Source organism: Mesorhizobium yinganensis (assembly GCF_040081985.1).
Taxonomy (GTDB): domain Bacteria; phylum Pseudomonadota; class Alphaproteobacteria; order Rhizobiales; family Rhizobiaceae; genus Kumtagia; species Kumtagia yinganensis.
Genome location: NZ_JBEBMH010000005.1, coordinates 161,789 through 185,973, shown reverse-complemented (window position 1 = coordinate 185,973; position 24,185 = coordinate 161,789). Strand labels below are relative to the sequence as shown.

The window sequence follows — 24,185 nt, the reverse complement described above, 5'->3', positions numbered from 1 at the left end:
GCGGATTTTTGCCCACCCGTCCACGCAACCCAAGCAAGCCACCGGATGATTACGCTGCTCTCGCTTGCTCAGATCACCCAGGATTTTTCGCTTGGCAGCGTCGCGGCGCAGACATTTTGCAGAAATTCGTGACCGCTCGTGCGGAAATCTGTCCGATTTAAAAAGACCGATAAAAAATGCCCCGCCTTGCGACGGGGCATCTCGTTTCGCGGATGGGGATCGACCCTACCCCAGCGGCCACCCTCCCCACGAGGAGCGTAACCAGTGCGTCGGCTACGCCGCCTCGGCCTCGCTGTCCGCCGTCAGCGACGGACGCGGGCGGAAGTTGAGCCGGTCGGAACCCGACGTGATCTTCACGGTCGAGTTGTCGCGCACGTCGCCGAGCAGGATGCGCTCGGCGAGCGGGTCCTGCAGCTCCTTCTGGATGACGCGCTTCAGCGGGCGGGCGCCATAGGCGGGGTCGTAGCCCTTGGTCGCCAGCCAGTCGATCGCGTCCTGGTCGAGGTCGAGCCGGATCTTGCGGTCGGTGAGCAGTTTTTCCAGCCGCTTCAACTGGATCTCGACGATCCGGCCCATGTCCTCGCGCCGCAGGCGGTGGAACAGGATCACCTCGTCGATGCGGTTCAGGAACTCCGGCCGGAACGAAGCCTTCACCACCGCCATCACGTCGTCGCGCACCTTGTCGACATCCTCTCCGTCGGCGAGGTTGACCAGATATTCGGCGCCGAGGTTCGACGTCATGATGATCAGCGTGTTGCGGAAGTCGACCGTGCGCCCCTGCCCGTCGGTCAGGCGGCCGTCGTCCAGCACCTGCAAGAGCACGTTGAACACGTCCGGATGCGCCTTCTCGACCTCGTCGAACAGCACGACCTGATAGGGCCGCCTGCGCACCGCCTCGGTCAGCGCGCCGCCTTCCTCGTAGCCGACATAGCCGGGAGGTGCGCCGATCAGCCGGGCCACGGAGTGTTTCTCCATGAATTCCGACATGTCGATGCGCACCATCGCGGTCTCGTCGTCGAACAGGAAATCGGCCAGCGCCTTGGTCAGTTCGGTCTTGCCGACGCCGGTAGGCCCAAGGAACATGAACGAGCCGATCGGCCGGTTCGGGTCCTGCAGCCCGGCGCGGGCGCGGCGCACGGCCTTTGAAACCGCCTGCACCGCCTCGCCCTGGCCGACGACGCGCACGCCGATCTCGTCTTCCATGCGCAGCAGTTTTTCGCGTTCGCCTTCCAGCATCTTGTCGACCGGAATGCCGGTCCAGCGCGACACGATGTGGGCGACATGGTCGGGCGTCACGGTTTCCTCGACCATGCCGGCCTTGCCGTCCTGCGCCTCGGCGTCCTTCAGCTTCTTCTCGACCTCGGGAATCTTGCCGTAGGCGAGTTCGCCGGCACGGGCGAAGTCGCCCTTGCGCTGCGCGATGGCGAGTTCGTTGCGGATGTCGTCGAGCTGCTTCTTGAGGTCGGCGGCGAGCCCGAGCTTCTGCTTCTCGGCCTGCCATTTCGCGGTGAGTTCGGTGGATTCCTCCTCCAGCGAGGCGAGATCCTTTTCGATCCGGATCAGCCGGTCCTTCGAGGCGTCGTCCTTTTCGAGCTTGAGGGCCTCGCGCTCGATCTTGAGCTGCATGATGCGGCGGTCGATCTCGTCCAGCGCTTCGGGTTTCGAATCCACCTGCATGCGCAGGCGCGCGGAGGCCTCGTCGACGAGGTCGATCGCCTTGTCGGGCAGAAAACGGTCGGTGATGTAGCGGTTGGACAGCGTCGCCGCCGACACCAGCGCCGAATCCGAGATGCGCACCTTGTGGTGCTGCTCGTATTTCTCCTTCAGCCCGCGCAGGATCGAGATGGTGTCCTCGACCGTCGGCTCCTCGATGAAGACCGGCTGGAAGCGCCGGGCCAGCGCCGGATCCTTCTCGACGTGCTTGCGGTATTCGTCGAGCGTGGTCGCGCCGACGCAGTGCAACTCACCGCGCGCCAGCGCCGGCTTCAGCAGGTTCGACGCGTCCATCGCGCCGTCCGCCTTGCCGGCACCGACCAGCGTGTGCATCTCGTCGATGAACAGGATGATGTCGCCATTGGCCGAGGTGACCTCGTTGAGCACGGCCTTCAGCCGCTCCTCGAACTCGCCGCGATACTTCGCCCCGGCGATCAGCGCGCCCATGTCGAGCGCCATCAGCTTCTTGTCCTTGAGCGATTCCGGCACGTCGCCGTTGACGATGCGCAGCGCCAGGCCCTCGGCGATTGCCGTCTTGCCGACGCCGGGCTCGCCGATCAGCACGGGGTTGTTTTTGGTGCGCCGCGACAGAACCTGGATGGTGCGGCGGATCTCGTCGTCGCGGCCGATCACCGGATCGAGTTTTCCGCTGCGCGCGTCGGCGGTGAGGTCGCGGGCGTACTTCTTCAGCGCGTCGTAGCCCTGCTCGGCGGACGCCGAATCGGCGGTGCGGCCCTTGCGGATGTCGTTGATGGCCGCGTTCAGCGCCTGGGCGGTGACGCCGGCCTTGGCGAGGATGTCGGACGTCTTGGCCGATTTCTCCATGGCGAGCGCCTGCAGCAGCCGCTCGACCGTGACAAAACTGTCGCCGGCCTTCTTGGCCAGATCCTCGGCGGTGGAAAACACCTTCGCCAGCGGCTGCGCCATGTAGAGCTGGCCGTTGCCGCCCTCGACCTTCGGCAGCGCCTCGATTGCCGCCTCGACGCCGAGCTTCGCGTCGCGGGCACGGCCACCGGCACGCTCGATCAGCGACGCGGCAAGGCCCTCCTCATCGTCGATGAGGACCTTCAGGATGTGCTCGGGCGTGAACTGCTGGTTGTTGCGGGAAAGTGCCGATGTCTGCGCGGACTGGATGAAACCGCGCACGCGCTCGGAATATTTTTCAACGTTCATATATCTGTCTCCTTTCCGTCCCGGCCCGCTTTGCGGCACCGGTTTGGCTCAGAATGACGAACCCCCTCGACACGAGGCCGGTTCAACTCCGTCGGATATGGGTATCTCCCGTATTTCCCTCAAGACGCATTGAGCGGGATCAAAAAAGAAAGGCGGCCGGGCATCGCTGCCCGGCCGCCTGATCGGTGAAAGGGGTTGGAAAATCAGCCTTCGACGGGCGCGGCCGCTCCGGCGCTCTCGGGCGTGCCAAGCAATTCGCCCTGGCCGCCCGCCGCATCCGCGGCCGGTGCATCCGGGCTGCGGCGTGGACGGCGCCCGCGGCGCGGACGAGGTGGTTCCTCGACCGCCTGAACCTCGCTCGCCACGACGGGGGCGGGAGCCGGCTCGGGGAGCGGTTCGGGCGCCTGCACGGGCTCGACTTGCTGAACCGGCGTTTCTTCCGCCGCGCCGCCCGCCACGATTTCGGTGGCTTCGCTCACCGCGGCGACCGAAGCACCGTTCGTTCCATTATGCCGGGGATGCTGATGGCGCCGGTCGCGATGGCGGCCACCGCCGGTCGGCCGGCCAGCGGGCTCGCTGTTCAACGCGACCTCGGCGGGAACCCCCTCGATCACAGGCTGCGGCCCGGAACCGCTTACCGGCTGCGGCTCATGTTGAGGCTGGTGCTGCGGCTGATGTTGAGGCTGCGGCTGGTGCTGCTGGACCGGCGCTTGAGCGGCAGCGGGAGCATAGGACTCACCGCCATTCACACCGCCGTCAAACCCATAGGAAACGTCGTCCATATCGTCGTCGAGATCGTCGCGGGGCGACGACTGGGGCTGCTGCGACGCGAATTGCGCCTGCGCGGCGGCGATGATCCGGTTGTAGTGCTCGGCGTGCTGGAGATAGTTTTCCGCCATGACGCGGTCGCCGGAGCTCTGAGCGTCTCGGGCCAGCGTCGTGTATTTCTCGGCGATCTGCTGCGCGGAGCCACGGATTTTCACGTCCGGGCCATTGCTCTCGTAATTGCGGGTAAGAGGGTTCGGGCCCCTACGATTGTTGTTATTGTTATTATTGTTGTTGTTGCCGCCGCCATTGTTGCGACCGCGCATACGCCTATTCTGCTGTTGTGGCCTCATCAGACTCTCTTCGCTTAGAAAAATCATTCACGAACGGTGTGCCGTGCCGGCCATCCGGTTCGTAGTCCTCCGACGGTGTTCGCCCGCATCGGTTGCGTTGGCGTCACATGCCATCCTGTTTCGGTCTCATGACACGACCCGGACGATCCCCGTACGAAGCTTCAGCATCGTTTGCGCGATCAGGCAGTTGGCTTCTCAGGGAACCGAATTGTTCAGAGCACTGCCTGCTTCGTCTCATCCGGTGCGCGGACCCTATCCGCATTCTACCGGCTTGCCAAGCGATATTTCCGGGGTACTTTTCATCAATTAGCAGCACCGCGTGAAGATTTCGTGGCAAATAGAAGGACGCGGTCATTACCGCCGAGATCCTTTGCCGATCCTTTGAGGTCGAAGCCTTTTTCAAGGAACACCGCAGTCACCGACTGCTTCTGATCGAACCCAATTTCCAAGCCGATTCGGCCGTCTACGTCCAGGAAATCCAAAGCTTGGCCGGCTATCCGGCGATAGGCATCAAGCCCATCCTCGCCGCCATCCAGCGCTGCTATCGGTTCATGGTCACGAACCTCCCGCGCCAGGCCGGCGATGCTTTCCGTCGGTATATAGGGAGGGTTCGAGACGATTACATCCCAGAGTCCCGAAACTTTTTCGAACCAGTCGGATTGCAATGGCGTGAACCGCGCGCCGAGACCGATTCGCTCGGCATTGGACCGCGCGGCAGCGAGCGCTTCGCCCGAGACATCGACGCCTGTCGCGGTGGCATCGCCCACCTCAGCCAGCAGAGCCAGCGCTATGGCGCCCGTGCCGGTGCCCAAATCCAGGATCCGGCATGAGCCCTTCCGCAAGACCGTCTCCCGAACGATCGGCAGGATCGCATCGACCAAGGTCTCGGTATCGGGCCTCGGTTCCAGGGTCGCCGGGGAAATCAGCAGGTCGAGCCCGTAGAAGGCACGAAAGCCGATGATGCGGTGCACTGGCTCGCCAGCCTGCCGGCGTTCGAAGGCGGCAATGATGTGTGAGGCTATCTCGCCGTTCACCGGCCGCTTCGGCGCGGTGATGGCGTGGGCGCGGGTCGTGCCGGTGAAATGCTCGACCAGCAGCCGCGCGTTCAATGCCGGATCATCGATTCCGGCCCGCGCCAACATTTCGCGGCCGACGCGGAGCAAATCCTCCAGCGTCGTGTCGTCCCCGTCAGGCATCCGTGCCGATCTCGGCGAGCAGCTTCGACTGATGATCCGAAATCAGCGCCGACACGATCTCGTCGAGTTCGCCCATCATCACCCGATCGAGCTTGTAGAGCGTGAGGTTGATGCGGTGGTCTGTCACGCGCCCTTGTGGGAAATTGTAGGTGCGGATGCGTTCCGACCGGTCTCCCGACCCCACCTGCAGCTTTCGCGATTCGGAGCGCTCTTCCGCAGCCCTGGTGCGCTCCATGTCATAGAGGCGTGCGCGAAGGATCTGCATCGCCTTTGCACGGTTCTGGTGCTGCGACTTCTCCGCTTGTACCACCATGATGCCGGTCGGCAGATGGGTGATGCGCACCGCCGAATCGGTTGTGTTGACGTGCTGGCCGCCGGCACCGGATGCACGCATCGTATCGATGCGCACGTCCTCGGGGCGGATTTCGATGTCCACTTCCTCGGCTTCCGGCAGCACCGCCACCGTCGCCGCCGAGGTATGGATGCGGCCGCTGCCCTCGGTCTCGGGCACGCGCTGCACGCGGTGCACGCCCGACTCGAATTTGAAATGGGCGAACACGCCGCGCCCCGAGACGGTGGCGATGATTTCCTTGAAACCGCCGACCTCGCCCTCGCTGATCGAATCGACCTCGACTTTCCAGCCCTTCGACGCCGCGTAGCGCTCGTACATGCGGAAAAGATCGCCGGCGAACAGCGCCGCCTCGTCGCCGCCGGTGCCAGCGCGGATTTCGAGGATGGCGTTGCGTTCGTCGGCCGCATCCTTGGGCAGCAGCAGGATCTGGATGTCGTGCTGCAACGCTTCGATGCGCTCCTCGACGCCCGGCAGATCGGCCTCGGCCAGTTCCCGCATTTCCGCGTCCGTCGCCTTGTCGGCCAGCATGGTTTGCAGGTCGGCCACCTCCGCCTCGGCGGCGCGCAGCGCGCGCACCTTGCCGACGATCTCCTGCAGATCGGAATATTCGGACGCCATCTTCACATAGGCGTCCGGTTCCGGACCCGCCGACATCTGCGCCTCGAGCATCTCGAAGCGCTTTACGACCTGGTCCATGCGGTCATTGGGGAGGGAGATCATGCTTTCCGGTCGCTCTGTGGAATGAGCCGCATAGCGGAGAACGGCCGCAAGCTCAACGCGTCAGCGTCGGCTAGCCTATCGGCGATCAACCTTTCGGGCAGCCTTGACGTGGCCGACGAATCTTCTCGCAACCGGTGCGAAGAAGGCTCTGCTGAAGACGCCGAGCGGCGGTTCGGGTTCGAGATAATAGGACTTGCCGATGATATCGGTGTTGAACTCATCCAGCATGATCCAACAGCGTACGCTGGTGTCGAGGCCGGCGCGTTGCTTCTCGGTTTCCGGAACCTCGACCGCATTGCGCTCCCTGGCGGGCGGTTGCGTGGTGGTCGGCAGCAAGACAACGGCGTCACCGCCAGGCCGTGCGAGGCGCAACGCGACCGCGACAGGGCGACGTTTGCGCCCTTCCGTCTCGCCTGCGGCCGCTTCCCGCGCCCATAGAAACGGGGAGGAGATGACAACGCCGGTTTGAAGTTCCTCGAAGCCCATCGTCAGGGCTTGGCTTCATACACTTTCAATGCCGTTTCTATCTCATCAGCCAGATCGTCCGGCACGTTGTCGCTCGTCCACGCCTGCCTTGTATCGCCACGACGGACAAGGCGCTCGTAGTCTTCTATACTCATCAGCACAAAGCGCGGCTTGCGGTGCTGTGTGATCGCAACGGGCTCCCTACGCGCCAGATGCGTCACGTCGCCGATTTTCTGGGTGAGTTCAACGGTACTGAATTCACGCATGTTCGATCCACATACCTTGGATATATGGACAATATCTATATATTCTTGATTATTCAAGGATCGAGCGACGTCAAACTACAGCGGTATCCCCCGGTCGTCCGCGAACGTCTGCAGTAGCGCACGCATCGGTAATCTGGCGCTCATGCCGGCGAGGTTTTCGTTCATGAAGTCCGTCAGCGCCTCTACCGGCAGTTCGGTGAGCATCGCCTTGACCGGCCCGATGGCCGCGGGGGACATCGAGATCGACCGATAGCCGAGGCCGATCAGCGCCATCGCCGAGATCGGCTTGCCGGCAAGTTCGCCGCAAAGCGTGACCGGCGTCTCGTTGCGCCTGCCAGCCTCGGCGATCTGCCGCAATATGCGCAGGAACGGCACCGACAGGGCGTCGAAGCGGTCTGCAAGCTGGCTGTTGCCCCGGTCGGTCGCCATCACGAACTGGAAGAGGTCGTTCGAGCCGACCGAGACGAAATCGACCGTCTGCATGAGTTCGTCGAGTTGGAAGAGCAGCGACGGCACTTCCAGCATCGCGCCGATCCTCAGGCTGGTCGGCAGATGGTGGCCGAAGCGGGAGAGGTGCCTGACTTCGCGGTCGATGATCTCGCGCGCCTGCGCCACCTCGCCGAGTTCGGTGACCATCGGCAGCATGACGCGCAGTTCGCGCCCGCCGGCGGCGCGGAGCAGCGCCCTGACCTGCGTGCGCAATAGCCCCGGACGGTCGAGCGTCAGGCGGATCGCCCGCCAGCCGAGCGCCGGATTCTCCTCCTGCGCGGCGCCCTTGAAATAGGGCAGCACCTTGTCGCCGCCGATGTCGATGGTGCGGAAGGTCACCGGCTTGCCGCGCGCGATGTCGAGCACGTCGCTGTAGAGGCGCTCCTGCGCCTCGGCGCGCGGAAAAGTCGAGGCCACCATGAACTGCAGTTCGGTGCGGAACAGTCCGATGCCGGCGGCACCCGCATCGGCAAGCTGCGGCAGGTCGACGGCCAGCCCGGCGTTCATCATCAGGTCGACGCTCACCCCGTCCCTTGAGACGGACGGTTTTTTGCGCAGTTCGCGATAGAGTTCCTGCTTGCGGGCCCGGAACCGCACCTTTTCCGCATAGGCCGATTCGACGTCGAACTGCGGGCGCAGGTGCACGGCGCCCTCCTCGCCGTCGACAATGACAGGGTCGCCGTTCTCCGACATGGAGACCGCGCCCTTGAGCTGGCCGACGACGGGAATGCCCATGGCACGCGCCACGATCACCACATGGCTGGTGATGGCGCCGTCCTCGAGGATCAGGCCGCGCAGTTTTTCCCTGGGATAGTCGAGCAGTTCGGCCGCGCCCATGGAGCGCGCGACGATGATCGAATCCTTCGGCAGGGCGGCCGCGATATCGTCCGGCGAACGGCCCATCAACTGCCGCAGCAGCCGGTTGGCGAGGTCGTCGAAGTCGCTCATGCGCTCGCGCATATACGGGTCGGTCATATGCACCATGCGCGCGCGCATGTCGCTCTGTACCTTCTCGACCGCCGCCTCGGCGGTCAGGCCGTTGCTGATGGCCTCCTCCAGCCGCCGCACCCATCCGCGGTCGTTGGCGAACATGCGATAGGCTTCGAGCACGTCGCGATGCTCGCCCTCGAAGGCCACCTCGCGGCGCGACAGCATGTCGTCGATCGAGAGGCGCAGCGAGCCGAGCGCGGCTTCGAGCCGCCGCGTCTCGGCCTCCGAATCCTCGTTGAACAGGTTGGTGACGACAATGCGCGGCTCGTGCAGCACGACATGGCCGAGGCCGACGCCGTCGTTGAAGGCAAGACCGGTGAACGAGACGGGCCGGCTGAGGTCGAGCTCTATCCCGGGCCGCGACAGCCGCGCCAGGTCGCCGGCGGCGATCATCTCGGCGATGACCATCGCCGTGGTTTCGAGGGCTTCCACCTCGTCCTCGCGATAGGTGCGCATCGTCCGGTTCTGGACGACCAGCACGCCGAGCGTCCGGCCGGCGCGAAGCACGGGCACGCCGAGGAACGAATGGTAGATCTCTTCGCCCGTCTCCGGCAGGTAGGCGAAGGCCGGATGCTCCTGGGCGTTGGAAAGATTGAGCGGCCGGGCGCTGGCGGCGATCGTGCCGACGAGACCTTGGCCGAGGCGCAACTGGGCAAGGTGCACGGAGCCGGGGTTCAAGCCTTCGGTGGCGTAGAGTTCGAGCACGGAATCGGCGCGCAACACATAGAGCGAGCAGACCTCGGCCACCATGTTGCGGGCAATGTCGCGGACGATATGGTCGAGCCGCTCCTGCGGCCCCAGGGGCTCGGCCATGAGCTCCCTGAGCCGTCTCAGCAATACGCGTGGTCCTACGACCGAATCACGCATCCGGACTCCGTCTCCAAGCGGCCTTTGCGGCCCTGCCACCCGGCAGGCCGCGAATCCTCCGCCGGATTTCTTCTACACTAATGCTTATCGAGGCCGTAGACGGAATGCAAAGTGCGAACCGCAAGTTCGGTGTAGGCGCCGTCGATCAGGATCGAAATCTTGATCTCCGAGGTGGTGATCGCGCGGATATTGATGCCTTTTTCAGAAAGCGCCTTGAACGCCGTGGCGGCGACGCCGGCGTGGCTGCGCATGCCGATGCCGATCACCGAGACCTTCGACATGCCCTCGTCGTGCTGAATGACGTCGTAGCCGACCGAAGTCTTGCCCTTTTCCAGCACCGCCAGCGCCTTGCCCACGTCGCCGGAGGGCACGGTGAAGGTCATGTCGGTGAACTTACCGTCCTCGGAAATGTTCTGGACGATCATGTCCACATTGATGTTGGCCTCGGCCAGCGGCCCGAAGATGCCGGCGGCGACACCCGGACGGTCGGCGACGCGGCGCAGCGAGATCTGGGCCTCGTCCTTGGCATAGGCAATTCCGGTGACGACCTGCTGTTCCACGATTTCATCCTCGTCGCAAATAAGCGTTCCGGGCGGGTTGATCAGGTCGCCCATCCCCGGCGCGTCGGGATCGTCGAAGGACGACCGCACGAAGGTGCGCACCTTGTAGACCATGGCAAGCTCGACCGAGCGCACCTGCAGCACTTTCGAGCCGAGCGAGGCCATCTCCAGCATTTCCTCGAAGGAGATGCGGTCGAGGCGCCGCGCCTTCGGCTCGATGCGCGGGTCGGTCGTGTAGACGCCGTCGACGTCGGTATAGATGTCGCAGCGGTCGGCGTTGACCGCCGCCGCGATTGCCACCGCCGATGTGTCGGAGCCGCCACGCCCGAGCGTCGAGATGCGGTTGTCCGGCGCAAGGCCTTGGAAACCGGCGATGACAGCCACCTGGCCCTCGCCGAAACGCTTGATCAGGAAGGAGCCGTCGATCTCGGCGATGCGGGCGGCGCCATGCGCATGGTCGGTCCGGATCGGGATCTGCCAGCCCTGCCACGAGCGCGCATTGATGCCCATCGACTGCAGCGCGATCGCCAGCAGTCCCGACGTGACCTGCTCGCCGGAGGCGACGATGGCATCGTATTCGCGGGCATCGAAGAACGGCGTATTGGCGCCCGTCGCCTTGGGCATGCCCTGCACCCAGCCGACGAGTTCGTTGGTCTTGCCCGACATGGCCGAGACCACGACCGCTACCTCATGGCCGGCGTCGACCTCGCGTTTGACGTGCCGCGCGACATTATGGATGCGGGAGAGGTCGGCGACGGAGGTTCCGCCGAACTTCATCACGATACGCGCCATGGAAAGCGGATGCCCCGTTCGACTGTCCCGGGCTCACGGAAGCCTTGGAATGCCTCGATTGAGACGCCGGAAAGGCCGGCGCCGATGCGCGGCCTCCTTAGCCAAAACACTTTGCTTCCGCAAGGCTCGGTCGCCATCCGGTTCCACTGGCAATGGCAAACCGCCGCGAGCCGTCGCGCGCTTCGCCATTCGCATCTCCCGCTGGGCTCGACGTTCCTGTTTCCTCGGCAGCGCCGTTCGGAAACAGTTGGCGAATCCGCCGGAAGCCGCTATGTGTCGCCTTGGCTGGTCCCGTAGCTCAGTAGGATAGAGCGGCAGATTCCTAATCTGTAGGTCACAGGTTCGATTCCTGTCGGGATCACCAACGAAATCAAAGGCTTAATTGGCAATCTCTGTCGCAAACTGCTGATCGATATAGCTTTTATATAATGAATCGACAGCTACAACGGTCAATTGGCCTACTCGGGGCATCGCACTGCGGCTGACGACGCTGCGGCGGCTTGCGTATCGCCGCAAAGCCCTATAATTTTGCCCTTACTGCCGAATTGGAAGGCAGGGCGCAGCGGTTCGGAACAAATAGCGGCCGCGTTGCGCGCCAGATCATAGCAGCTAGTGTTTGGCACATTTGTTGTCTCGCTACCGCTCATCTGATCGACCTCCAAACAGACTTAGTCGGCCTACCGCCCGTCAAGCACGTTGCTTGATGTGCGAGCAGGCTTTGGTAAACATTTGGAGCGACACCCGTGAAGAAATCCTTACCTCGCGTGCGCCTCGACTACCGACCGCACCCTATGCGCATTCTACGCACTGCCGAGCTCGCAAAGCTGCTCCGCGTCGACCCGACGACGATTTGGCGGTGGTGGGCAAAGGACAACGTTTTGCCGAAACCCATACAGCTTGGTCCAAATGTCCATGGCTGGCAGGAAACAACCATCGAAAAATGGTTGGCCGAGAGGCCGGAGGCTGGTCATGAGTGACAAAAGCAACCCCGACCGACGCGTCAACGTCGATCAGGGCCATCAAAGCAACAGCGCGCGCAGTTTAAACTCTTCCTCGACACCCCGCAACGACGCTGAAACAATCATTTCGGCGTTAGGCGGTAGAGGTAGTATGTGCCGTTGCCCGGCCCATAAGGATGATTCCCCAAGTCTAAGCGTGAAGCAGGACGGCGACCGCATTCTGGTGAAATGTCACGCAGGGTGCTCGCAAGAAGCTGTCATTGAGGCGCTGAAGGCGAAGGGTCTGTGGCCGACAAAACCGACGACAAAGCCAAGGCCTCGAAGAAAGCATGAGGACGGCGATACTGCATACGAAGATGCCGTTCGCTTTCGCGAAGCTTTCAAGATACTTCGCGCTGCTGCAATGGCGAACGCTGGAGCGCCGGTCGAATATCTCCGGCATCGCGGCATCGACATTGTGCCTGTCAACGCGATGCTGCTGCCGGCCAAGGATGCCAGAAGGTTGCTGGGCAAAGGCTATCCGGCAATGGTGTTGCCGGTTGCGAAGGGGGGCAAGCTGGTTGGCGCTCACATCACGCTGCTGGACGCGACGGCGACGGGCAAATTGGCGACCGACAATCCACGCAAGCTGTACGGGCCGATCAAAGGCGGTCACGTCCAGCTTGGCCGGCTCGACCCAGATCGACCGTTGATCGTGGCAGAGGGCATTGAGACCACGTTAGCAGCGTCGCAACTGGCTGATCTTCCGGCGGTAGCATCTTTGAACGCTTCGAACATGCGCGTCTGCGATGTCCCGGCAGCGTCGTCGGTCATCATCTGCGCCGACAACGACGAAAGCGGAACCGGCCAAGATGCTGCAAACGCACTCGCGCAACGACTGCATGACATCGGTCGGCCCAGTGTTCGCATCGCGATACCTGATGAAGTTGGACAAGATTGGAACGACGAACTTCTTCACTCTGATGCCGACCCCGACATTCTATGGGATGCGATACGCAAGGCCAAACGCGTCAAAGATCGCGGCATAAGGGCAATCCGGCTTGATGAGCTGGTCGAGATGAATTTCCCGCCTCCTGAATTCCTAATGAAGCCGTGGCTTGCGGTCGGCAACATCGCCATGATTCACAGCGCTCGGGGTTCTGCGAAAACCTGGCTGGGGTTGTCTGTCTCGTATGCCATGGCGGAGAGTAAGGAATTGCTCGGCTGGACAGCCGAAAAGCCAAGACGGGTGCTTTTCGTTGACGGCGAAATGGGCATCGCGGCATTGCAGAAGCGGCTGTCGCACATGGGGCTATCGAAGAACTTGTGGGTTCTGACGCCAGATCAGTTCTACAACCGCCAATTGTCGAAGCCCGATATTGCGACGAAGGAAGGCCAGGAAGTTCTAAACAAGATTATCGAGGCCGAGGGGATCGAGGTCATTGTTCTGGACAACATATCGACACTAGTCCGGACGGGTGTCGAGAACGAAGCCGAGTCATGGATGCCGCTTCAAGAATGGGCATTGGCACAACGTCAACAAGGAAGGGCGGTAGTATTCGTCCACCATGAAGGCAAAGGGGGCAAGCCGCGAGGTAGTTCAAAACGCGAAGATGTTCTCGACGTGATGGTAGGTCTAACGGAGCGGAAGGACCTTGTGAGAGGCGAAGAGTCGGCATTTGAGCTGACGTTCACCAAGACACGACACTTCGCCGGGGAAGATGCGAGGTCGCGGATTGTACGCCTGTCCATGGAAGACGGTGGACTTGCTACATGGACGGTGGAAGACTCGCGTGGCGCAACTGAGCAGAAGCGAGCCAAAGTCGTTGAGTTGTTGCATGAAGGCATGAAGCAGAAGGACATTGCCGAGAAGCTTGGGCTTACGGCCGCAAGAGTTTCACAAATTGTAAAGGAGGCAAGAAAAGCAGGCGAGCTGGAGCCTGAAAAAGCGAGTTAAGTTCGTTGCGCTAGGGAGTTGCTTAAGTATTTAAGTCTCGGTCTATCTGCAAACGGTCGCTGCAACAGACCGTTTGCAGAGCCCAATTAAATAAAAAAATAAGCGTGCGTAGCACGCTTAATAATTTAAGTCGGATCTTGCAACCCAATCCGTGCAAGAAACGGCTATCAAATTAAATAAAAAATAAGCGTGCGTAGCACGCTTAACCAGTTAAGCCGCAATTCGCAGATCATTCGTGCAAAAATCTACTATTTCGTGCAACAAGCTCTGGCAAACTAATACAATCAACAGTCACCTCTTAGTTGATTTTTTTATCTATTCGCGCAGCAAGGATGACCGGCGAGCGGATGTTGAAGATTTGGCAGGAAAAGAAGAAAAACGGACGGGCACAAAAAGGGTTAAACACCAGATGAATGATAGGCGTGAAGCCGGAAAGGCTCATTCAGACGAAGGCAGTTGTCTTAGTTCCAAAGTTGTATTCATGTTCTACAAAATGGTAGGATTTTTATAGAAAATGGACATGGTGATAGAGAGCGAAAATTGCAGACAGCTTAGTTCGATTAGAAAAGTGAGACTGTTACCAGACTTTTCTAAGCAAAAACAGGCTGTATTTTTGGAAGCACAAATTAACTATAAGTCGCTTTGTGACAGTAAACATCTGTAAACATTGGCAAAATACCAACCGAGTTGCAATTCATATAGGGAAAACATAGCGTTTCTCCCATGGAACGCATTAGATTAGACATTGAAGAAGACGAGGACGAGACGCCAGTTAGGTCTGGTTATGGTCGAACGGAGATACGCAGTCGGACCATACCCGGTCGATCGCGAATAACTTCTGCGACCAATTTGCTGCCGAGTCTCGACAGGCGCAGCACTTGGGCGAGAAGGTTCAAAGACCTTCTACTGATCTACGAGGCCGACCTTGGCGGCGACGCGGACAATCGTTTGTCAGAAGGCCAGCGTGCGCTGGCACGACGAGCCGCCCTACTTCAACTCGAGTTGGAGTATCAGGATGTTCGGTTTGGCCAATTGGCGGCAGACGGCAAAGCACCAAGCCGGGAACGGCTGGACAGCTATGCACGCATCGCAAGTCAATTGAGGCGGTTGGTCGAATCGCTGGGCTTGAATGTCGGACGCCAGACAAAAGACGTCACGCCTCCTCATAATCACGACTATACCGAGGCAATCATTGAAGGCATCAAGGCTGGTCGTTTTGGAACTAACGGGGCAACAGGTCGATGACTACCTTGCCTCCCAGCCTTAGAAGCTTGTTACCGAAAGTCCCTGCCCGGTACGACAAGCAGCTATTCACCCGTCAGTTGTTGTCAATGCCGGATGAAGCACTAGCCTTGCTGGAATTGATAATCGAAGACGCAGACCGCCTTGGTGTCCAAATGGACCTCTTGGCTGTCTGCAAAGCACTCCACTCGCATGTTGCAGAAGACGCGCGCAACAATGTTGATATACCCGACGATCTGGCTCCCTATCTTCACCCAATACTGACAGGTGGCAGACACTACGCCCTGCTGATGGATGTCGGTACGAGGGACGCTGGAGCCAAGGCACAAATCGCCCGGCAACTGGTCCGCGAAGCCGAGCTTGTCCGCGACCTTGTCGAGGCTGGAGCAGACGCGACCGAAGCATGGCAGCGAATAGCCTGTAGGGCTGATCTCGATGCCGCGATGCCAACCCTTCCAGATCGCCATCGTAGCCAGAGCAGAGAGCGAGTCCGCATCCGGCTGGCCGAACCCGACAACCAAAAGGAGACAAGGACGTGAAACTCATTCGTGAACTGGTCAGCAGGCAGGTCGAAGCAATCAAGGCCCGCATAGCTGAGCTGGCCAATGTAGACGTCGGCAACGACCCAGCGTCGAGGTCCTATAAACAATCCGAGATTGCCACCGAAGCCTTGAACCTGAAGTACGAACTCGCGATAGCCAACAAACGACTAATGAGGCCGACAGGCCGTAAGGAAGCCAAGGAACGCGACCGACATGTCGCCGAAATCGACATCGCCAATCGTACCTCAGTTGTAGCCGCCTTCGTCGAACGATTGGAGGCCGAGGGTGACTACCGCCAAGCCAGACTCTGGCGCCAACATGCGTTGACAATCCCGGAGCAAATCTACCGCGAGAAAGGCCTGCTCTGACAATGTCGAAGATGGCCGGATGGGCAGGGTTCAGGAAACGACGAACAAGGCCGTCGGGCCAGCTTCCGGTTTATGTCGACCCGTTAGCCAACAAAGCCGATTCTGGCCTGCTGTTCGGCTGGGCGATTGTCAGCAAGATTGATGACATCCCGTACTACGACTTGCAGGGCGACCACATCAGCGAATCCGGGATGCTCAAGGCCGCGACCCGGTACGTCGAAGGATCGCGGCGGGTCGAGATTAACCACAACGGCAAGCTTGCTGGCAAGGTCGTGTTCGCGTTTCCGCTCACCAGTGAGATCGCCGCGTCGATGGGCATTTCGTCGGCGTGCACCGGACTGATGATCGGCTGGCGACCGCACGACCCAGCCCTGCTTGATCGGTTTCAGTCTGGCGAATTGACCGGCCTCTCGGTCGGGCTTGAAGGAGGTTGATATGGAACGGGTAAAACTCAATCGGCGGGTGATGGAAGATTTCGAGATCACGGAACTGAGTTCCGTCGATTTCCCGGCGAACATCCACGCCAAGTCGGTGATTATGAAGCGCGATTCATCCGCCGATCACGACGAGATCCTGAAGCTCAAATTCAGTCCGCTGACCGGCCCGGAGCGCTCCTTCTATGACCGCCTCAACGGGGAGCAGCGGCAGGCCTTTGTGCTCTCCGATCATGCCGACCGATCCGAGCTTATGACGGCGGCAGACATTCCCGGCAGCGTGTTCTACGCCGCCAATGACGATCCCGATGACCCCGCGAAGGAGGTAAGGAAAATGACGGATTTTGAAGATCTCACGAAGCACTATCAGAAGTCAGGGATGTCCGGGACTCTAGCCATGCAGACCGCCCGTTCCGCCCGTCCCGACCTGTACGAGAAATTCCAGTCAAGGTCGCACCGCGATACCGACGAGGAAACCGACATCCGCAAGGCACGGGAAGGCCGCGTCCGCCAAAACAAGCTTCAGGCGATGGTCGATGATCTGGCCCGAACCGGCATGTCCCGTCAGGACGCCATGCGGCAGCTTCAGCGGACCAAACCGAGCCTGTTCGACTGAATGAAATTCCGCCGCATGGGGAGCCTTGCGGTGGTAGCGCCAGCGGGGTTTTCGCGTCCTTCCCCGCGTCAGGTCGTCGCCTCCGGCTGGTGCGAAGCGAGGCGTAGGACCGCGGTTTCAGGTGGCCGCGGTCCGGTCCTCTACCAGCCTGAAGCTCTGGAATACATTCTCCTTGAAATGCCGGCGGTCCGGAGGAATCCGGACCGTCCATCGCTCGCCGTCGAGCGCTGGCGCTGACGCGGCTGAGCGCTTTGCTGGCCGGCTCATACCACCCCAGCCACAGACGCCAGCGAGCGACCGCTGCTGGCGTGTCAGATGACGGATGAAGGGGGAGCGCAGGGTCGGGTTTCGGAGGGAAGCTGGAAAGTTCGTCGCAAAGGCCCGTCATCGGAAAGTACACTATTTGCAGAAAGCCTCCCGAACGGCAATGACAACAAGTGAGCTTGCATTATAGTGCCGACTTTCGGGATGGTCTTGTAGGTACTGCTTGACGACGTCCCGAATTTGACCCATCTTTGGGCCATACGGAAGACAATTGCCTATGCCCTCATCAGCATCTACTACACCGGCGACGTAACCAATACAAGCGCCGCTCCTGAAACTACCTTTCGTCCCACCGGAACAGTCCTCGTTGAGCTCGTTGCCATCCGTAAAACCCGCTTGAGCGGGACCATGCGTCACACCCATCGTGATACCCGCGACTGCCAGTGATGTCACGATTCTGATAAGTTCGTTTCTCATTCCGCCAACTTTCCTCGCTGATCGAAGCTTCCGGCCTCAAATAGGAAGTGGACGCAGGGGAAGATTGATCCAAGCTGCCATTCTGTTGCTGTAGGATGCCAAGAACAAACCAGCCGAATGCGATGTCGGTCGAAGGAAAGGCCTCAGCCTGTGCCAAACCGTCTCGGCATGTCAAGCGGACGTAAACCGGACGTAGAGCAGCGTCAGGCCCGTCCCGGCCCATCATACCGCCACAGCCGCTGACGCCAGCGAGCGCCCGGTCTATCGCTGTCAGATGACAGGCAAAGGCGAAGCGATTTCTTCGACGAGAAGCGGGCCACGTTCGATGCCTGGGGCCAATATTGTTGTGGTGAAAGTGTGGCCGAGCCCCAATATCACTAAATCGTGATGGGTTAAGTTCGTTGACGTTCGTTCCGTTCTATGCCGGCTGGTTCCACTCTGTGCCTGTTGGTGCACACTGGTGCGTATTCTTCCCTGTGTAGCGGGCCGCAGTTTTGCCGGCATACCAGTTGACATCGCTTCCGGGTGATGCGTCTATCTTCTCAGCTCTTTTCAAGAACTTTTCTCAATGGCGAGATTTGTCTTGAAAGGAGACCCTCCCATGATAGTCACCCTCGATCTTGGTCAGGCACTCAGCTTGATCGCCAGCGTCTTTGGCGTAGTCGCCGGGCTGATCGCGATTGCCCGCTTTTTGAAGTGGTGGTGGCACAAGCCTATCGATCCCGCCGAGTGATCGAAATGCGTTGATAGTCGTCGCTCGACGAGTTCCGCGACTATGCACGCTGCTGTATAGGTTCGGTATGAACAAAGACAGGCCATACATCCCGTTCTCCCAACGTACGGGCCTCGAACCCATCCCGCCGCAGTTGAAGCTGGGCGAAGTTTCAGCCGAGTTACGTCGTCTGCTGGACTACTATATCGGCCTCGAAATCGACCGCGAAACAGGCCACGGCTACGGAGCATACTTTCTCGAAAACGGTAAGCGGGTGACAATGGATTTGCACGTCCGCTTCTTCGGGCAAAGCGCATCTTCGTACAACAGTGATCCAAGTGCATGGCGAAAGGCAATAACAGAAACCGCCTTTAAGGCGCCTATTGGAAGGCTATTTGATTTTGTGGAGTTTTTTGTTCGAAACCCGCGGTGCAGCGAAACTTTGAAGCGGGAACTTGCAGGGGCATTTGTCAGTGCACGTGCGGCCTACCGGATCGTTGACAACGAGATCGTCGCAATCGGCACGGCGGAACAGGCTGCTGCCTTTGAGAGAGCGATTGCGGACGCGGAAACCAACTATGCTGGTGCAGCTCGGGCGCATTTAGTCGCCGCTGGCGTGGCGCTTCGAAACTCAGACTGGGCAGGCTCTATCAGGGAGAGCATTCACGCTGTCGAATCGATTGCAGTTGCGCTCGCGCCCGGCACGGATAAGCTCGGACCAGCGCTTGCTGCGCTTGAGAAGCAAGGCCATCTCCACGGTGGCTTGAAGGCCGCTTTCGGCGCGCTTTATGGGTACTCGAGCGACGAGAAAGGCATTCGACACGCGCTCGTATACAAGGATGAAGCCCAGGTCGATGAAACGGATGCGTTGTTCATGCTCGGCGCCTGCGCATCGTTCGTCTCATACCTACTAGCTAGGGCTAACTAGGGCTCGCGGCACAACGCGAAAGCCTGCTCAGCGACCTTCTATCAAGGCAGCGTGGCCGGAAATGGCACCACGTTGGTCTGGTCAGTAGGATTCACGATACGATCAACCAGTTTTGCCAGCCGGGCGAACGCGTCTTGTTTCTCCTGAAGGTAACTATGCCGGTTGTAGACGCCCTCGACGCCACCGACGACATGTGCCAGGCAGCGTTCGGCAACGTCACGGTTGACACCGGCTCTAGACAATAAGGTTCTGGCTGTTCGTCTCAAATCGCGATGTTGCCAAGGCAACAGCTTGATCGTCTTCGGATCAAGCCCGGCTTTCTCGGCATTGGATTTCAAGATCGCCAGCATCTCTCTGTCCAGTGCGACCTTGGCGTTTGACCAGCCGTTGAAAGGCTTCTTGCCGGTCAGTGTGAACACGAAATCAACATGGTCTCTGGCATCGGCATCGATTATCGGCACGCTGTCGATGATCGATTTGGCAAGCGTCGAAAGCGGCACTTCGGAAACGCCCTTGTTCGCCGGGTCGCTTTTCTCTCTGGCATCCCAAACGTCTGTAATGACCTGCTCAGATATCCATTCGCCGGTTAGTTCGTCATGGCGACCCGGAAGCGTGACAGAAGCTTGGATTTGGGAGCGGCGCATGGAGCCGACTTTGAAGAAGCGCTGTGCGGTCAAAAGCGCGGTTTGGACGCAAGCACCGTAGACACCTAATTCGTTGCAAGCCGTCCACATAGCCGCGATTTCAGCGTCAGTCAGAGCGCGCTCGCGCTTCGGGTTCGGTGCCCGTCGCTTGATCTTTACAAATGGCGAGCGAAATTCCTCGTTGTAGTCCTCAGAATACCAATTGAAGAATTTCGACAATTGAGCACGCACAGCGTCGGCAACGCCCTTGGTGCCCAGCAGCTTGCCTTTCGGGCCTTTGAACTTCTTGTCGGCAATCTTGTTCAACAGCGTCGTAATGTCGGCCTTGCTGATGTCGCTGACGTTGCGCCCTTTCCATTCTGGCAAGACGTAGAGACGCAAGATGCGCTCGGTTTCTGAGCCGGATTTGATTTGGCTCGCGTGCTCGGAAATGAATGTGACGATCAGGTCGTCAACGCTGCCAGAAACGTTCGGCTGCTTCGGATTGACGCGACCAGCGCCTGCCGCGTTCCTTATCTCGCTTGCTCGGCGTCGCACCTCATCCATGTTCGCGCAATCGACGGTGAGCAGCTTGCCGTCAGCGTCTCGGTAAAATTCTCTGTCGCCCCAGCGACCTATCTTCAAATACGCGGCTTTGCCGTTGAGATAGTACAGGACCCGTAGCGTCACGGTGTTATGCGGACTGCGAGCAGTTTTCGGTGAAACCAGAACGCACAGGCCCTTCTGCTCCGTGTCCCATACGGTCCGCTGCTTTCCCTGACAGTCCAGTCTCTCAAAGCCCTGCAAGACCGGCTTGGTGAATTTGACATGTGACGGCCATCCGTCCTTCAATTTCGTTTTCGTTGTCATGCTGTACCCTTCGCTTCTCCGCGTTGTATATAAGGTCTATATAATGCGGCTAGGGGTACTAATTGCAACCCGGCGCAATCTCGTGCACCACTCAAGTCATTGTAATTACATGATTTTTATGGCAAACGCAATTTTGTGCAATCTCGTGCAATCGCTATCGCACTGATTCCTAATCTGTAGGTCACAGGTTCGATTCCTGTCGGGATCACCAACGAAATCCTACGTCCAGCGCCAATTTTGCTGTCACGGGAATAGGACTGCGACGCGCCTACGGCCCCGCCTGCGCGCCGCGCAAGACGACGAGATAGCCGCGTTCGCCAAGATGGCTGAATGCGACGTTCCGGCTGCTGTCCGGATAGCGCCGAACTTCGTTGATCAGGTAGCCGGTCGGATGGGCCCCTAGCCATTCGTCGGCGGTGTTTTCCTCGACGATTTCAAAAGGCTTTTCGATGCCCGCCAGGAACGTGATCTGCCCCTGATATCGGCCAACATAGGCCCAATCGGCTGTCTTTCTCGCGGCGACGAAATCCGCAAGGCCTGAGAGGTCGTAGCGATGAAAGACCGTTGCCGCCGCCACGACCTGCCCGATCCCGAACACCGCCAGCATGAAAGCCGCGCTGTACGGAAAAACGCTGTGACGAATATCAGCCATGAAATATCCGAACAACAGCGTGACGGCCGGCAGCAGCGGCACCAGATAGTGCGGCTGCTTGCCGGAGATCAGGCTGAAGACGATGAGGACGGAGGCGATCCACAGGATGAGAAAACAAAGCACGCGCCGGTCCTGGCCGACGATGTCGCCGCGACGCCATGGGCGCGAGCGCCAGAGGTCGAACGACAGCCCCCATGGAATCAACACGGCCGGCAGCAACAGCAGGTAGAAATAGAATGGACGGGCATGGGCGCGCTGCAGCGATCCGGAGATCCGGCCCTCGGCCTGCCGCCAGACGAGGTTGTAGGCGAAGTCCAGCCCGGTCCGGTACAAGGCCGGCCCTAGCCATGCGGCCACCGGAAGGCAGCCGGCGAGAATGACCAGCGGCACGCCGGCGAAAAACGTGCGAACGGGTATGCCCGAGCGCGGATCGCGCCACAGCGGGTATAGCGCAATCGGACAGGCAAGATGGATAAACACCACCGGTCCCTTGGTCAGCACGCCCAGCCCGACGAAAAGTCCGGCCAGTGCCGCATACCGCCAGCCCTTGCCCCTGGAAAAGGCGATGAGCGCCAGGCACGCGGCGAGCACGAAAGCCGTCAGCAAAAGGTCGAACAGGATCAGGCTGGCATAGATGACGAAGATGGCGCTTCCCAGCACCAGCCACGGCACCCGCTGTGACATTCCATCGATGTCCGGGAAAAGGGCGATGGCGAGACGCCGGGTGAGGTAGATGATCGAGGACGAGATCAGGAAGATGACGGCGAGCGCTGCCGCCCGGCTCGGACCGAACAGCCCCCACGCTAGGTCGATCAGCCAGAACAGCAGCGGCGGCTTCTGGAAATAGGGCTCGAAATTGAGCGTCGGGACGAAAAAGCTGTCCCGAAGGTGCATCTCCCACGCAACCGTCAGGTATCGCGTTTCGTCGACCGGCAGCAGCGGCCGCGTTGCCCAAGACACCGCAAAGAACAGCGCGAGCAGGGCGTAGGGCAGGATTGGCTCGACCGGTTTCAGATTCCGCATCCAAGCGCGATAGAATGGTTCACGCACCTTCTGCCGGCGACGGTCAGGGTCGAGATCGAGGGTTTCGTCACGGGCCGGGCTGATGGCCGGGGCAAAACGAAGTCGCGGAAGCCCGGGATCAACCAGTCCAGCGGAATGACCGCGGACCATCACGTCTCGCTCAGAACCGGCTCGGGAAGCTGCGGCTGCGGCCTGCTTAGATAGATGTTGCGGGTGTAGATGAAGATGCCCGTGGCCTGACCGATGGTAAACACGATGTCGCGCTGCCTGATCGCGTAGGCCAGCAGCGTCAGCCCACCGAGAATGCTGAAATACCAGAAGGCGCGCGGCACCACGCTGCGCCGGCTTCGTTCCGAGGCGATCCACTGAACCAGGAACCGCATGAAGAAGAGTGCCTGCCCGACAAGCCCGATGCCAAGCCAGATCGTCGAGGATGTCATAGCTGTTTCACCGGAGTGGACACTTCTTTTGGGGAATAGTCGGACGGGAGGCCGCGGCGCTGCAGCCAGGCGGCCCCGGCGAGGTCAACGGCGCCGACCAGCGCGCGATTCCAGAAGCCGTATTTCGACCGTCCATTCACGCGGGCGCGGTGAGCGACCTGGACATGCCGGAGCGCGACGCCGTCCCGCATCAGCATGGCGGGCAGGAACCGATGCATGTGATCGAAATAGGGCAGCGCCAGGAAATCCTCGCGCCGCATCAGCTTCAGACTGCATCCGGTGTCGCGCGTCCCGTCCTTGAGCACGGCCGCTCGCAGGCGGTTGGCGAGTCTCGACGAAATCCGGCGCAGCGAATTGTCCTTGCGGACGGCACGTTGGCCTAGCACCGCGATCCTGGTTCTGTCGGCGCCGCTTTCCTTGTAACGCTGGACTAGCAGGGGAATATCGGCCGGGTCGTTCTGCAGATCGCCGTCCATGAACACCAGCAGATCCTGGCTGGCAGCGCGTGCGCCGGAGAGGAAAGCCGCCGACTGGCCGAGCGGCCGGTCGTGACGGACGACGCGGAGCATCGGAACGGCCTGCATGAGCTCGGCCAGGCGCGCAAGCGTCCCGTCGGTGCTGCCGTCGTCGACATAGACGATTTCGCGGATCGCGCTGCGGTTGGCGGCAAGCACGATCTCGCCGATCAGCGCCTGGATGTTTTCGGCCTCGTTGAGGACCGGGACGACCACGGTGATGCCCTCGTCCAGCGCGGTGGTTCGTTCGACACGGCTCAGCATCGTCAGCGACACCCCTTTGCCTGCACCGGCACGTCCTGGCCGAACGGCTGCACGCAGGTATCGCTCCTCAGCCGATTTAGACCGAACGACAGCGGCAGAATGACGATGGCGAGCAGGATCGGACCGAGCAGCAGCACGACATGCACCAGGTTGACACGGTGCTTCATGGCGATGCTTTCGCTGCCGCACGGCGCGAGGTTTCCCGCACCCGGTTGGATTTGGCCTGGATCAACCCGCACTATCCTGTTCTGCCATGTCGACAAGCTTGAGCGTCTTCGGGTCGAAGACCGCGTGTATCTCAACACCGTTCTTGTCCGTGACATCCGCCGCGTAGCAGCCGTCCTGCGCCTTGATCGAGCGAACCAACCAGCCGTCGGCCTCGAGTTTCGACCTCAATGTCTCCCGCGGCTGCCACTCCGCGACCGGCACGTCGCATGTTGCGCCGGCCGAAGCGCCACCGACGGAAGCCGTCTGGAGCATGAAGGCGGCAACGAGGAGATTCCGCATCAGGCTCTCTGCCGGCGTTGAACATGACGCCCTGATGGCAGCCGAACCTGACAGCAACCTGAAAGCGCTGCACCGGCGTTCTCGCTCGTGTAAAAGGCACGGCAGGTGGCAC

24 protein-coding genes and 1 tRNA gene are annotated in these 24,185 nt (G+C 60.5%); 9 read left to right on the top strand and 16 right to left on the bottom strand.

The genetic code is table 11. The features are described from left to right. Positions 1 to 273: 273 nt before the first annotated feature. From clpB to ABMA59_RS12685, 8 genes are all read right to left on the bottom strand, one after another. Positions 274 to 2,886, bottom strand: a complete 2,613-nt coding sequence (gene clpB, locus ABMA59_RS12720; RefSeq protein WP_349005733.1) for an ATP-dependent chaperone ClpB — start codon at positions 2,884 to 2,886, stop codon at positions 274 to 276. A 203-nt stretch (positions 2,887 to 3,089) separates the two neighbouring features. Then, positions 3,090 to 3,977: a DUF4167 domain-containing protein gene (locus tag ABMA59_RS12715; RefSeq protein WP_349005732.1), complete on the bottom strand. Its 888-nt coding sequence runs from the start codon at positions 3,975 to 3,977 to the stop codon at positions 3,090 to 3,092. A 329-nt stretch (positions 3,978 to 4,306) separates the two neighbouring features. Further along, a complete protein-coding gene (gene prmC, locus ABMA59_RS12710; protein WP_349005731.1) occupies positions 4,307 to 5,200 on the bottom strand; it encodes a peptide chain release factor N(5)-glutamine methyltransferase in 894 nt (297 codons plus the stop codon). Further along, positions 5,193 to 6,272, bottom strand: a complete 1,080-nt coding sequence (gene prfA, locus ABMA59_RS12705) for a peptide chain release factor 1 (protein WP_349005730.1) — start codon at positions 6,270 to 6,272, stop codon at positions 5,193 to 5,195. The genes prmC and prfA overlap by 8 nt, the downstream gene beginning before the upstream one ends. A gap of 75 nt (positions 6,273 to 6,347) precedes the next feature. Continuing rightward, complete coding sequence (locus tag ABMA59_RS12700; protein ID WP_349005729.1) at positions 6,348 to 6,758, bottom strand: hypothetical protein; 411 nt, start codon at positions 6,756 to 6,758, stop codon at positions 6,348 to 6,350. 2 nt (positions 6,759 to 6,760) lie between these two features. After that, complete coding sequence (locus ABMA59_RS12695) at positions 6,761 to 7,003, bottom strand: type II toxin-antitoxin system prevent-host-death family antitoxin (protein ID WP_349005728.1); 243 nt, start codon at positions 7,001 to 7,003, stop codon at positions 6,761 to 6,763. A 75-nt stretch (positions 7,004 to 7,078) separates the two neighbouring features. After that, positions 7,079 to 9,349, bottom strand: a complete 2,271-nt coding sequence (gene ptsP / locus ABMA59_RS12690) for a phosphoenolpyruvate--protein phosphotransferase (protein ID WP_349005727.1) — start codon at positions 9,347 to 9,349, stop codon at positions 7,079 to 7,081. Between the two features lie 77 nt (positions 9,350 to 9,426). Next, positions 9,427 to 10,701 carry an aspartate kinase gene (locus ABMA59_RS12685; RefSeq protein WP_349005726.1) on the bottom strand — a complete coding sequence of 425 codons (1,275 nt, stop codon included), beginning with the start codon at positions 10,699 to 10,701 and terminating at the stop codon, positions 9,427 to 9,429. A gap of 287 nt (positions 10,702 to 10,988) precedes the next feature. Between ABMA59_RS12685 and ABMA59_RS12680 the strand changes: the two genes are divergently transcribed. The 4 genes from ABMA59_RS12680 to ABMA59_RS12670 all read left to right on the top strand — a co-directional run bounded on the left by ABMA59_RS12680 (position 10,989) and on the right by ABMA59_RS12670 (position 14,841). After that, positions 10,989 to 11,065, top strand: a tRNA-Arg gene (locus ABMA59_RS12680). A 427-nt stretch (positions 11,066 to 11,492) separates the two neighbouring features. Beyond that, complete coding sequence (locus ABMA59_RS37210) at positions 11,493 to 11,678, top strand: helix-turn-helix transcriptional regulator (protein WP_425475911.1); 186 nt, start codon at positions 11,493 to 11,495, stop codon at positions 11,676 to 11,678. Next, positions 11,671 to 13,596: an AAA family ATPase gene (locus tag ABMA59_RS12675; protein WP_349005725.1), complete on the top strand. Its 1,926-nt coding sequence runs from the start codon at positions 11,671 to 11,673 to the stop codon at positions 13,594 to 13,596. The genes ABMA59_RS37210 and ABMA59_RS12675 overlap by 8 nt, the downstream gene beginning before the upstream one ends. A gap of 849 nt (positions 13,597 to 14,445) precedes the next feature. After that, positions 14,446 to 14,841 (top strand): hypothetical protein, encoded by a 396-nt coding sequence (locus ABMA59_RS12670; RefSeq protein WP_349005724.1) that lies wholly within the window; start codon positions 14,446 to 14,448, stop codon positions 14,839 to 14,841. 101 nt (positions 14,842 to 14,942) lie between these two features. On the opposite strand, the gene ABMA59_RS12665 is transcribed toward ABMA59_RS12670, so the two are convergent. After that, the gene (locus ABMA59_RS12665) at positions 14,943 to 15,305 is read right to left on the bottom strand and encodes a hypothetical protein (RefSeq protein ID WP_349005723.1); all 363 of its coding nucleotides are present in this window, start codon (positions 15,303 to 15,305) and stop codon (positions 14,943 to 14,945) included. Between the two features lie 68 nt (positions 15,306 to 15,373). Between ABMA59_RS12665 and ABMA59_RS12660 the strand changes: the two genes are divergently transcribed. The 3 genes from ABMA59_RS12660 to ABMA59_RS12650 are packed head-to-tail and all read left to right on the top strand — an operon-like array spanning position 15,374 to position 16,798. Then, positions 15,374 to 15,748: a hypothetical protein gene (locus tag ABMA59_RS12660; protein ID WP_349005722.1), complete on the top strand. Its 375-nt coding sequence runs from the start codon at positions 15,374 to 15,376 to the stop codon at positions 15,746 to 15,748. Between the two features lie 2 nt (positions 15,749 to 15,750). After that, a complete protein-coding gene (locus ABMA59_RS12655) occupies positions 15,751 to 16,182 on the top strand; it encodes an XkdF-like putative serine protease domain-containing protein (protein ID WP_349005721.1) in 432 nt (143 codons plus the stop codon). A gap of 1 nt (position 16,183) precedes the next feature. Beyond that, positions 16,184 to 16,798 (top strand): hypothetical protein, encoded by a 615-nt coding sequence (locus ABMA59_RS12650; protein WP_349005720.1) that lies wholly within the window; start codon positions 16,184 to 16,186, stop codon positions 16,796 to 16,798. A gap of 399 nt (positions 16,799 to 17,197) precedes the next feature. On the opposite strand, the gene ABMA59_RS37205 is transcribed toward ABMA59_RS12650, so the two are convergent. Beyond that, positions 17,198 to 17,485: a Rap1a/Tai family immunity protein gene (locus ABMA59_RS37205; protein ID WP_425475910.1), complete on the bottom strand. Its 288-nt coding sequence runs from the start codon at positions 17,483 to 17,485 to the stop codon at positions 17,198 to 17,200. Positions 17,486 to 18,140: 655 nt separating this feature from the next. On the opposite strand from ABMA59_RS37205, the gene ABMA59_RS12645 reads away from it, so the two are divergent. Together ABMA59_RS12645 and ABMA59_RS12640 are read left to right on the top strand one after the other, a co-directional pair. Then, positions 18,141 to 18,272 (top strand): hypothetical protein, encoded by a 132-nt coding sequence (locus ABMA59_RS12645; protein WP_349005719.1) that lies wholly within the window; start codon positions 18,141 to 18,143, stop codon positions 18,270 to 18,272. 67 nt (positions 18,273 to 18,339) lie between these two features. Next, positions 18,340 to 19,179: an AbiJ-NTD4 domain-containing protein gene (locus tag ABMA59_RS12640; RefSeq protein ID WP_349005718.1), complete on the top strand. Its 840-nt coding sequence runs from the start codon at positions 18,340 to 18,342 to the stop codon at positions 19,177 to 19,179. Between the two features lie 41 nt (positions 19,180 to 19,220). On the opposite strand, the gene ABMA59_RS12635 is transcribed toward ABMA59_RS12640, so the two are convergent. The 6 genes from ABMA59_RS12635 to ABMA59_RS12610 all read right to left on the bottom strand — a co-directional run bounded on the left by ABMA59_RS12635 (position 19,221) and on the right by ABMA59_RS12610 (position 24,073). Then, positions 19,221 to 20,672, bottom strand: a complete 1,452-nt coding sequence (locus tag ABMA59_RS12635; protein ID WP_349005717.1) for a tyrosine-type recombinase/integrase — start codon at positions 20,670 to 20,672, stop codon at positions 19,221 to 19,223. Between the two features lie 268 nt (positions 20,673 to 20,940). Next, entirely contained in the window at positions 20,941 to 22,347 is a 1,407-nt protein-coding gene (locus ABMA59_RS12630; protein WP_349005716.1) for an ArnT family glycosyltransferase, read from the bottom strand. Between the two features lie 149 nt (positions 22,348 to 22,496). Next, positions 22,497 to 22,787, bottom strand: a complete 291-nt coding sequence (locus ABMA59_RS12625; RefSeq protein ID WP_349005715.1) for a lipid-A-disaccharide synthase N-terminal domain-containing protein — start codon at positions 22,785 to 22,787, stop codon at positions 22,497 to 22,499. Then, on the bottom strand, positions 22,784 to 23,566 hold the full coding sequence (locus tag ABMA59_RS12620; RefSeq protein WP_349005714.1) for a glycosyltransferase family 2 protein: 783 nt from the start codon (positions 23,564 to 23,566) through the stop codon (positions 22,784 to 22,786). Before ABMA59_RS12620 ends, ABMA59_RS12625 begins: the two co-directional genes overlap by 4 nt. 2 nt (positions 23,567 to 23,568) lie before the next feature. Continuing rightward, on the bottom strand, positions 23,569 to 23,733 hold the full coding sequence (locus ABMA59_RS12615; protein ID WP_349005713.1) for a hypothetical protein: 165 nt from the start codon (positions 23,731 to 23,733) through the stop codon (positions 23,569 to 23,571). 61 nt (positions 23,734 to 23,794) lie between these two features. Next, positions 23,795 to 24,073 (bottom strand): PepSY domain-containing protein, encoded by a 279-nt coding sequence (locus ABMA59_RS12610; protein ID WP_349005712.1) that lies wholly within the window; start codon positions 24,071 to 24,073, stop codon positions 23,795 to 23,797. Between the last annotated feature and the right edge of the window lie 112 nt (positions 24,074 to 24,185).